This is a genomic window from Providencia sp. PROV129 (genome assembly GCF_028482245.1).
Lineage (GTDB): Bacteria > Pseudomonadota > Gammaproteobacteria > Enterobacterales > Enterobacteriaceae > Providencia > Providencia vermicola.
Window position 1 is genome coordinate 1 of record NZ_JAMPQD010000007.1, and the last position, 11,024, is coordinate 11,024.

Sequence of the window (11,024 nt, forward strand, 5' to 3'; positions counted from 1 at the left end):
CGCGACAGCGCGAAGAATGACGAGCATTAGGCGTTTAAGATCTGGGAAATCTCCACCGCTGATAGATGATACTGCCTTGGACACGCATGCCAAATCGACAACATCCGCACATATTTCTCCCACATTGGCGTTTGTGAGTTGAACCCATGAGTTCCGCTATCAAAATGGGTATAACGCCCTTCTGTGTTCACCATAAAACGCACATAGCTTAAATAGCGTGCTTCTGTTGCTGCATCAAAACCTAAAAATTGGACTCGGCGACCATCAATATCTTGTTTTTCAGGCAAATTACTGTAGGAAACTTGCAGTGCATGGTACATCTCCATAATTTCAATCACTGTGCGACACGTTTCTTCGCTTAAATGACCGAAATCTCTGTCTAGCTCACGCATCTGTAACCCAAAACCGCGTTCAATAATTGTTTGCAGGCGGCGATAACGTTCCGCGTTATCTGGGTCTAACATTGTCATCATTTTGTATTGATTTGATAAAATCAGGCGTTGGGCATTCGTCATTTCCATCACAGCTCTCCTACAGAAAAGTATGGCTTATCTTCGCACTCAACCCACATCTAAGACAGTGAAAACATCGCTTTTATTGATCTAAACACGCTTTTTGTATTACTTATTGTTAAATCTAGCTTTTAACAATAACTGTACAGCCATTTTTTGCTAAACATCTTCCATAAAAGAGCGATCTAATTGGTTAAATGCACGCTTAAGAAGGTCAGCCAACGCCATATAATCAGGCTGTTGTTCAACAGGTGCCATTGCTATTCCAGCCGCCGTAAATTTATCACGGATCTCATAAAACCAGCTCAGCAAGCCAGATGGCAATGGTGTAGACGCACGTTTCCCTAACCACCACAACCCTTGCATTGGTAAACTGCAGGCAAATAATGCGGTTGCGATGGCGGGGCCAAGCTGCCCACCTAAAGCGATTTGCCAGGCGAGCGTGAAAATAGCAATGGGTGGCATAAAGCGAATACCAAAACGTACCGCTTTATTAATTCTGATTTCAGGGAAGATAGGTGACAGTTTTTTTTCCATAGGAAAAATTTTCAGATATCGATTGCCTAATCTGAAGCGTTTAAAAAAACCTGGAGGTGTGTTTTGCAATGTACTCATGAATCGTTTCCTATGCACTTCTAAAACTGACTAGCTGCCGTTAAGCTTACGCCATTGTGAACAAGAACGCACACTTAAGTTAAACAAATTATTTTATTCAATTTACCTTAAGATAAGCGACTTTCATTAAAATCAGCTATTCTAATAAATACCTAACTTCGTGCTATAACTACACTTTATACGACACTTATGATTTTAATCAATCAAACGACCTATTTTTAAAAAAAACGTATAAAATATAAAATATTTTTAGTAGAATCTGCCACATTTAGAATTGCTGTTGAATTTGTTACTTTATCGCTTTATCCATCTTTTTAATAAAAAGATAGACAACAGTTATATATTGGGGTTTTGGTCGTTATTTCAACACCAGATGCGAAGTTTTCTTTTATATTGCACTTTGCACAAAAGAGTAACGATAGCTTTATAAAACCCTTGAAGATTACCAAGATCTTTAACTTTTTCGCCTTTAACATGATATCAATCATGATGTTTCAGTTCATAAATACGCTAGGCTCTAACACGCCATATTTTTATATCTGAGTCTTTTTCATGTTTTTTAAAGGCTTCACAACAACAATTAACGATAGGTATTTCCATGTCAAGTAAGCTGGTACTGGTTCTAAACTGCGGTAGCTCCTCACTGAAATTCGCCATCATCGATCCAACTAACGGTGACGAGTTTTTATCCGGTTTAGCTGAGTGTTTCAATCTCCCTGAAGCCCGTATTAAATGGAAAATGGATGGTGCTAAAAAGGAAGCTCCTTTAGGTGCTGGTGCGGCGCATAGCGAAGCATTGAATTTCATTGTTAACACCATTCTTGCTGAAAAACCTGAGTTGTCAGCGCAAATTACATCGATCGGTCACCGTATTGTTCACGGCGGCGAGAAATTCACCTCTTCTGTTTTAATCACTGACGACGTGATTGAAGGTATTGAAGCGGCAATCCCATTTGCTCCACTGCATAACCCTGCTCACCTAATTGGTATTGAAGAGGCAAGAAAATCATTCCCTCATCTGATCAACAAAAACGTGGCTGTATTTGACACCGCGTTCCATCAGACAATGCCACAAGAAGCCTATCTGTATGCCCTGCCATACGAATTGTATTCTGAACATAGCATCCGCCGTTACGGCGCACACGGCACAAGCCATTTCTATGTTTCTCGTGAAGCGGCGAAAAAACTCAACAAACCTGTTGAAGAATTAAACGTTATCACTTGCCATTTAGGCAACGGCGGTTCTGTCACTGCGATTGTTAACGGTCAATGTGTTGATACCTCTATGGGCTTAACCCCATTAGAAGGCTTAGTCATGGGAACACGTAGTGGTGATATCGACCCTGCCATCATTTTCCATTTACATGACGCTTTAGGCATGAGTGTTGATCAAATCAATAAAATGCTGACTAAAGAATCTGGCTTATTAGGCTTAACTGGTGTAACAAGCGATTGTCGCTATGTTGAAGACAACTATGGCACAAAAGAAGATGCAACCCGTGCAATGGACGTTTTTTGCCACCGTTTAGCGAAATACGTTGGTGCATACAGTGCACTAATGGAAGGCCGTCTTGATGCTATCATCTTCACAGGTGGTATTGGTGAAAACTCCGCACAAGTTCGTGAAATTACCCTGAAGAAACTGGCTATCCTTGGTTTCGAATATGACCACGAACGTAACTTAGCGGCACGCTTCGGCAAAGAAGGTTTAATCACTACCGATAACAGCCGTCCAGCGCTGGTTATCGCAACCAATGAAGAGTTGGTTATCGCTCAAGATACTGCGCGTTTAACCGCATAAGAAACTTCTACCGCCAGCAAATGCTGGCGGTATCGTTTTGTCATTAGAGTAACCGAAATAAAGAGGTTCCCGTGTCACGTACAATTATGTTAATACCTACCGGCACCAGCGTTGGCTTAACAAGCGTTAGCCTTGGTGTCGTTCGCTCAATGGAACAAAAAGGTGTTCAATTAAGCGTTTTCAAACCTATCGCACAGCCCCGCATCTCTGGCAATAAAGACCAAACTACTGAAGTTCTGCGCTCCCATTCAAGTATTACGACCATTGTTGAACCACTGACCATGGAATACGTTGAATCACTGCTGACATCCTCTAAAAAAGACGTATTAATGGAAGAGATCGTGGCTCGTTACCATGATCATACTAAAAATGCGGAAGTGATTTTAATTGAAGGCTTAGTGCCAACGCGTAAACACTCTTTTGCTCAGTCATTAAACTATGAGATAGCCAAAACGTTAGGCGCTGAAATTGTTTTTGTCACTGCGACGGGCAACAGCTCAATCACTCAAATGCAAGAGCGTTTAGAGCTGGTTCGTAACGAATTTGGTGGTCAACGTAATAAAAATATTATCGGTGTTATCATTAATAAAGTGAATGCACCCGTTGATGAACAAGGCCGCACTCGCCCTGACCTATCTGAAATCTTTGATGATTCAACCAAAGCAACCGTTGCAAATCTCGATCCTAAGCAACTTTCTGCGCTAAATCTGCCTGTGCTCGCGTCTATTCCATGGAACTTCGATTTAATCGCCACGCGTGCAATCGACATGGCAAAACACTTAGGTGCGGAGATTGTTAACGAAGGTGAAATCAAAACTCGCCGCGTTAAATCTGTCACATTTTGTGCGCGTAGCATCCCGCACATGCTTGAGCACTTCCGTCCAGGCTCACTGTTAGTGACCTCTGCTGACCGCCCTGACGTACTGGTTTCAGCATCTTTAGCGGCAATGAACGGTGTTGAAATTGGTGCGGTTCTGTTAACGGGTGGCTACAACATCGATGCCCCTATTCGTCAACTGTGCGAACAAGCGTTCGAAACTGGCTTACCTGTCTTCATGGTGAAAAGCAACACATGGCAGACCTCCCTAAATCTACAAAGTTTCAGCTTAGAAGTACCTGCGGATGACCATGAACGTATCGAAAAAATTCAAAACTACGTGGCTCGCCATATTAGTAGCGACTGGATTGAATCTTTAGTCGCTGACTCTGAACGTCCAAACCGTTTGTCTCCACCAGCATTCCGCTACCAATTAACCGAATTAGCACGCAAAGCGGGCAAACGTATCGTTCTGCCTGAAGGTGATGAACCTCGTACGGTTAAAGCAGCGTCTATCTGTGCTGAACGCGGTATCGCAACGTGTGTTCTGTTAGGCAACCCTGACGATATCCGCCGTGTTGCTGCTGCACAGGGCATTGAATTAGGTACGGGTATTGAAATCGTTGACCCAGTTAAGGTTCGTGAAGAATACGTTGCACGCCTTGTTGAGCTACGTAAGAGCAAAGGCATGACCGAAGTTGTTGCTCGTGAACAACTTGAAGATAACGTGGTTCTCGGTACATTGATGCTCGAAAAAGGCGAAGTAGATGGGCTTGTATCAGGTGCCGTACATACCACCGCCAACACTATCCGTCCGCCGCTTCAGTTGATCAAAACTGCGCCAGGTAGCTCACTGGTTTCATCGGTGTTCTTTATGTTGTTACCTGAGCAAGTCTTTGTTTATGGTGACTGTGCAATCAACCCAGATCCAACCGCTGAGCAATTATCTGAAATCGCTATCCAATCTGCGGATTCTGCAAAAGCATTTGGTATCGACCCTCGTGTTGCAATGATCTCTTACTCAACAGGTGATTCCGGCGCAGGTAGTGATGTTGAAAAAGTGCGTGAAGCAACCCGTTTAGCGCAAGAAAAACGCCCTGACCTGATGATTGATGGTCCATTGCAGTATGATGCAGCGGTAATGGCTGACGTGGCAAAATCGAAAGCGCCTAACTCCCCTGTTGCAGGTAAAGCAACGGTGTTTATCTTCCCTGATCTGAACACGGGTAACACCACCTATAAAGCGGTACAACGTTCGGCTGACCTCGTATCAATCGGCCCAATGCTGCAAGGTATGCGTAAACCTGTCAATGACTTGTCTCGTGGTGCATTAGTTGATGACATCGTTTATACCGTTGCGTTAACCGCTATCCAAGCAGTACAAAACGAAAACGCATAGTTAATCAATTATTGCGATGAATGCCAGCCAGTGTCACTGACTGGCATTTTTTATTATATTAATAAACTAACAATAATCTCTCTTAGCCAATTCAACGCGTTATCTGCATCACTTCGTTCATGCCAAATCATTTGAAAATCAAGAGGCGAAATAGCAATCGGCGGTTCAAATATCACACAGTGTTCATCTATTTTCTGTGAAAAAATCTTTTGAGCGATAGTTAAGATGAGATCTGTACCTACAATAAGTTGTGGAGCAACTTGCCAATAAGGTACTGTTATAGCGACACGCCTATGCTGATTTAAGCGTTTTAATTGCAAATCCACCTCGTTTGTATCAAACGGTTTCATACTCACTGCGACATGCGGATAAGATAACCATTCGTTCAGCTCCATCATTCCGTTTGGGCAAATTGATTTATCTGCCACACTCACCATTTTATCTTGAAAAACCGACTGCGCACGTAGTGTATTATCTAGCGCATTAAACACGCCAAATGCTAAATCTAAACTCCCTTCTAGCAACTTGTTTTGCATTTCTTCTCGGCTACAATGCCAAATTTTCAAATCCACATCAGGTGCATGTAATCGCAGATAATGCGTAAGCGGTTGTGCAATTATTGCCGCACCATAATCTGACAGCGCAATATTAAACCGTCGATGGCACAAAGCAGGCTGAAAGTCTTGCTGAGTAATCAAGTAGTCCAACTGTTCCAATGCCTGTGCTAATGGCCCATATAATGATTCCGCTTTACTGGTTAATTGATACTGCCCCTGCCAGCGCACCAAAAGTGGGTCTTGAAATAATTCACGAAGCTGATTCAAAGTATGACTAACTGCGGGCTGGCTTTTATATAAAGCCTCCGCAGCACGGCTAACATGACGTTCTCGCAATAGTACCAATAAGGTAACTAATTGATTCACATCTAATCTTCTTAAGTTATTCATCTGGCGAATATCACCTTATAAAAATGTTCATTTCCTAATCAGTTCCCCGCTCATTAAGCTTATCTTAAATCAATCATATTCCCCTGTTAACTTTGAGGTTTATATGTCTACACTTTCATTATCTGGAATTATTTTAGCTTTGGCTGCTCTATTTGCAGGGGTTGTCGTCCCGATTCAAGCTGCAAGTAACGCCGTATTAGCCCGCCATTTGGGGCATCCGCTTTGGGCGAGTGCCATTTCACTGATTATCAGTATTATCGTTCTTATTCCACTATTATTTGTTTTTAAAGTGCCAAAACCCAATTTTAGCGTTGAACTATTCAGCCAACCTATTTGGATATGGTTTGGTGGGATGGCCGGTATGATTTACCTCACTTCGGCATTGATTTTAGTTCCTAAGATTGGCAGTACGACCTTCTTTGTTATGGTAATTGCAGGGCAATTAATCATTTCGGCTTTGATAGAGCACTTCGGCTGGTTTGGTATGCCACAAAATCCAATACCGTTCGGTAAAATATTCGGCATAGGTTTGGTCATTGCTGGCGTATTGTGTGTTCAGCTGTCTCGTAAATAATTGGCATAAAAATACCCGCATAAAGCGGGTATTTATTTTAGGTTGGTGTCGTAATATTACTTTTTATGGGTAAATAACGACACCACCACCGCAACAATAATATTCAGAATAAATGCAGCAATACCGATATTCATAAAACTCAGTTGTTCCCCTAACCAAGGGAACAATTGTGCTAACGAAATTTTCTCGATATAGGTCACAGCGAGAAATAATACCCCCGCTGAAATCCCACAGATAGCTCCCGCTGGCGTCATTGGGTTTTGCTGTTTAAAACTCATCAATAACGCAGGGAAAAATTGCGCCACAATATTTACACCGAGCAGCATAATTGCCACTAACGTGTCATTGCTATGAAAAATAAAGTACAAACTTACTAATGCCACTAATGGCACCATATAGCGCGCATAGACACCAGACTGACGCTTTTCTTCACTTGCACCCACCGCTTTTTGTACCACGCCCGCCAACATATTGGAGGTCGTTAGTAGTAGCATCGAACCTGGCACTAAGGCAGTTAACATCCCTGCTGCACCGATAAAACCAACAACAACAGGTGAAAACGTCTCTTTCGATATTTCAAATAGTGATAAATCCACTGCTGAACCTTCAAGGTGTGGAATTTGCAATATCGCCGCATAACCAACAAAAAAGGCAAAAAGCATAATCAAGCTATACGCTGGAATTAAAATACTATTTCGCTTAAGTGATTTTTCATCCTTAGCGGTAAATACCGCCGCCATATAGTGAGGCCAGCAAAAATAGGCCACGACAGATAGGAATATTGTGGAAATATACCAAGGAATATTCAGCCCTGTTTTTGGGAAGGTTAAGAAGCTCGGCATGGCGGTATCAATGGCTTTAAACATATCACCAAAGCTGCCGTAATAATGCAACGGAATATAAATCCCAATAAACACCACAACAATTAAGATCATTAAATCTTTTAGTGCGGATGTCCAAGCTGACCCATGTATACCTGAAATCATCACAAACAGCGTAACAGCAATAATACCAATCCAAATCGCCATATCTGCAGGGATCGCACCATAAGACGCTTGTGAAACAATAATACCAAGACCTTTCAATTGGAGCACAAATAATGGCACCATTGCCGCAATTGAAATTAGGCTAATTAACAACCCAAGCCCTTGGCTATTATATTTCTTGGTAAATAATTCAGAGATAGTTCTAACATCGTTATCTTTTGCAAAGCGCCAGACCCGCGGATGCACCCAATATAAAAATATCCCCATAAACGCATTTACAGCCAAGGTATAGAGGATTGCGGGGCCTTTACCATATGCCCAACCACTTCCCCCCAGAAACGTAAAGGTGGTGTAGATTTCCCCTGCACTCAGTAAGAAAACGAGCAGTGCCCCGTAGCTTCGCCCTCCCACAGACCATCCTTCATGATCCATGGTTTTTCCCTTTTTCGCTCTAATCGCCAAATAAATGCTGAAAAGGAAAAATACCGTAATAATAATTAATGCGGAACTCATGACGTTTCCTTAAGATTTTTATTGTCTAACACATTAATTAATAACATGATAAGTGCTGTCACGATCACCCATGCCACAATCCAAAACATCAAAAAAGGTAACCCCATTACAAAGGGCTCAACCTCATTGGCATAATAAATTCCAACGGTTAATGCCAATACAGGGAAAATAACGAGGTAGTGATACCATCTCATAAAGAATCCTTATTTTTATTATTCGAAAGAAATCAATTCACGAGGTAAATAACTTAACATTTCAACACCCTCTTCTGTAATCAGTAACATGTCTTCAATCATAATTCCACCAACACCAATACCGTAGTAAGGTGTTTCCAAACTCATGACCATCCCCGCGCGGAATACTTCGGTGGTTGCAGCACTGACAAAAGGCGCTTCTTCTAAACCAACAAACACGCCATCACCATGCCCTAAATGGCCACGATTATAGTGCGGTAAACCTGATGAGCGAATTAATGCCATGGTTTCGTTAAATACGTCACTCAACGCAACTCCTGGCGCAATACGACTCAACATATATTGATGGCCTTTTAATATCGTTTGGTAAATCGCTCTCACCTTTTCATTGGGTTTACCTACCACAAAGGTACGTGCAATATCTGCACCGTATCCAGCGACATCCACACCACAATCAAACTTAATTAAGTCCCCTTCTTTTGCAGGCACATTGTCTGGCAACATTTTAGGTGAAAAATCACTTCCTACTGAAATTAAGTGAAAACGACTGTAATTGGTTTCAGGAAAGGACATTACTTTCGCTTTAAAAGCCGCGGTTAGTTCCGCGGATGTGCAGCCAACACGAATGAGCTGGCTAGCTGCTTCAATGCCTGCCTCAGTAATTTGGGCTGATTTTCGCAGATGGTTAATCTCCCACTCACTTTTGATCATGCGTAATTCATTAAAAAGCGGTGAGGAATCAACTAAGTTTAGTTCTGGAATGACTTTGTCTAACCAGTTTTTACCCGTGTAGGTAATTTGGTTAAGCTCAATCGCAACAGGTTTGCCATACACCCCCGCCTCAGATAAAGCGTCTTTTAATAAATTAAAAATGGTTTCGATTGGGCTATTGATCGGCCTTGCTTTCACCACTTTGCCATTATCAGGGTTATAAGGGTCGTCAACATCCACCCAAATTGGAAAGGTTTTAATTTGCGCATTTGGCATTTGTAAGCTTAAGTTCGCGGCTTCAAACTCATTCATGATCACCAGTGATTTTACCGTGGGATCACGGAAGATCACGGCAATGGCAGAACCTGTCTGCCTAAAAGTATACATAAAGAAGCTTGCAAACCCTGTTAAATGATAAAAATTATCACCAACTGTGGCAATTAGCGCTTCAATTCCATCACGCTCCATAATTTCACGGGCTTTATTTGTTACGTTTTCAAGGTGTTGTTGCTTTAAAAGTGACTCGGTTTTTTGAATTGTCATTGTTGTTTTCTCAATCCGTCGTTCTGATCGCTAAATAAATTCACAATATGACGAGCGAAATAATAAGTTCGCTTATTATATCGAGAGTTGAAATGAATACATCGTGTAAGGTGTAAGTTGGATATAACTAATAGTTATATATTAGTCAAAAATTAACCTTGCTAGAGATTTGAATTTTGGTGAAAAAATGAAAAGGACTACAAAAAATAGCCCTTTTACGATTTAAAACTGGGGGATTATAAGTTTTCAGCACAAGTGATGGCTTTTTCGGACTCATTGTTACGAGTGAGCCATAAAGAAAGCGCTTTTAATGAATCAGGTGTAAATTCATCACAACGTGCGCTAATTTCTTTTGGTGTAAGCCAACTTACCTCAACCACTTCTGACTCTTGCAGTGCAAAAGGGCCATGGCTAACACAGCTAAATAACCCACCCCACACGCGGCAATGCTCATCCTCGAAATAAAAATGACCATGCTCTGCAAATGGTACACCTGCGATACCCAGCTCCTCTTCCGCTTCACGTTTTGCTGAATCAAGAATATTTTCACCTTGGGTAACAACACCACCTGCTGTGGCATCTAAAAAACCAGGGTGGAAATCTTTAATATCCGTGCGTCGCTGGACTAAGATCTTCCCCATTCCATCATGCACAACAATATACGTCGCACGATGCCGTAAGTTTTCAGCACGCATTTGGCTGCGGGTTGCCTGAGCAATAACGTTATTATCCTCATCGACAATATCGACCCATTCGACGACTTCGGTTTGTTGTTCCATCCTGTAAACCTTTTATAATTAAGCTAAAATAGCTTATGTCATAGACTGATTGCCACGACATGTCAGACAATACAACGATGCTTTTGACTCGCACTTAATCGTTGATCCTAGCCCAATTTGCATTTGGTTGCTATCACAAATAAGCACTTATTATCACAATGCTCATAGAGCTTTTAGCAATTTTAAGATAACGTAATCAAATCACACAATTTGTGCTCACAGATGCTATAGTTAAATTATAAAACCTATGGAAACATTGTTTTAGCGCGATAACTTGAACTTAGCAAGCTATCAGTTAGCTAACTGAGTGCAGACAACAACGCTGCGATTTGAATAACACACGGGATCCATCCCTAAATAGTTCAAATTGCAGCTAGGCGTCAAACGAAGGCATCCTTAGGATGCATACATAAGTATGTGACTAGCGCGAATGAGCGTAGTCAACAACGCTGCGGTTTGAACAACACGCGGGATCTATCCCTAAATAGTTCAAATTGCAGCTAGGTGACAAGTGAATAAGTCGTTAGGAGCATACACAAGTATGTGACTAGCGCGAATGAGCGTAGTCAACAACACTGCGGTTTGAACAACACGCGGGATCCATCCCCTAAATAGTTCAAATTGCAGCTAGGC

10 protein-coding genes are annotated in these 11,024 nt (G+C 41.8%); 3 read left to right on the forward strand and 7 right to left on the reverse strand.

Features of this window, described 5'->3' with window-relative positions:
* Positions 1-26: 26 nt before the first annotated feature.
* Both PSF27_RS04980 and yfbV read right to left on the reverse strand, forming a co-directional pair.
* A complete protein-coding gene (locus tag PSF27_RS04980) occupies positions 27-521 on the reverse strand; it encodes a YfbU family protein (protein ID WP_206082358.1) in 495 nt (164 codons plus the stop codon).
* 150 nt (positions 522-671) lie between these two features.
* The gene (yfbV, locus tag PSF27_RS04985) at positions 672-1,127 is read right to left on the reverse strand and encodes a terminus macrodomain insulation protein YfbV (RefSeq protein ID WP_206082359.1); all 456 of its coding nucleotides are present in this window, start codon (positions 1,125-1,127) and stop codon (positions 672-674) included.
* 598 nt (positions 1,128-1,725) lie between these two features.
* On the opposite strand from yfbV, the gene ackA reads away from it, so the two are divergent.
* On the forward strand, positions 1,726-2,928 hold the full coding sequence (gene ackA / locus PSF27_RS04990; RefSeq protein WP_206082360.1) for an acetate kinase: 1,203 nt from the start codon (positions 1,726-1,728) through the stop codon (positions 2,926-2,928).
* A 71-nt stretch (positions 2,929-2,999) separates the two neighbouring features.
* Positions 3,000-5,144 (forward strand): phosphate acetyltransferase, encoded by a 2,145-nt coding sequence (gene pta, locus PSF27_RS04995; protein ID WP_206082361.1) that lies wholly within the window; start codon positions 3,000-3,002, stop codon positions 5,142-5,144.
* Between the two features lie 53 nt (positions 5,145-5,197).
* Here pta and PSF27_RS05000 read toward each other — a convergent pair whose 3' ends face one another.
* Positions 5,198-6,091 (reverse strand): LysR family transcriptional regulator, encoded by an 894-nt coding sequence (locus PSF27_RS05000; RefSeq protein WP_272681007.1) that lies wholly within the window; start codon positions 6,089-6,091, stop codon positions 5,198-5,200.
* A gap of 103 nt (positions 6,092-6,194) precedes the next feature.
* On the opposite strand from PSF27_RS05000, the gene PSF27_RS05005 reads away from it, so the two are divergent.
* Positions 6,195-6,665 (forward strand): DMT family transporter, encoded by a 471-nt coding sequence (locus PSF27_RS05005; protein WP_272681008.1) that lies wholly within the window; start codon positions 6,195-6,197, stop codon positions 6,663-6,665.
* Between the two features lie 56 nt (positions 6,666-6,721).
* Here PSF27_RS05005 and PSF27_RS05010 read toward each other — a convergent pair whose 3' ends face one another.
* The 4 genes from PSF27_RS05010 to yfcD all read right to left on the reverse strand — a co-directional run bounded on the left by PSF27_RS05010 (position 6,722) and on the right by yfcD (position 10,391).
* Positions 6,722-8,164 (reverse strand): sodium:solute symporter family protein, encoded by a 1,443-nt coding sequence (locus PSF27_RS05010; protein ID WP_206082364.1) that lies wholly within the window; start codon positions 8,162-8,164, stop codon positions 6,722-6,724.
* Positions 8,161-8,358, reverse strand: coding sequence for a DUF3311 domain-containing protein (locus PSF27_RS05015; RefSeq protein WP_206082365.1), 198 nt, complete (start codon positions 8,356-8,358; stop codon positions 8,161-8,163). The genes PSF27_RS05010 and PSF27_RS05015 overlap by 4 nt, the downstream gene beginning before the upstream one ends.
* A gap of 18 nt (positions 8,359-8,376) precedes the next feature.
* On the reverse strand, positions 8,377-9,612 hold the full coding sequence (locus PSF27_RS05020; protein ID WP_272539649.1) for a M24 family metallopeptidase: 1,236 nt from the start codon (positions 9,610-9,612) through the stop codon (positions 8,377-8,379).
* 236 nt (positions 9,613-9,848) lie between these two features.
* Positions 9,849-10,391, reverse strand: coding sequence for an NUDIX hydrolase YfcD (yfcD, locus tag PSF27_RS05025; protein ID WP_206082367.1), 543 nt, complete (start codon positions 10,389-10,391; stop codon positions 9,849-9,851).
* Between the last annotated feature and the right edge of the window lie 633 nt (positions 10,392-11,024).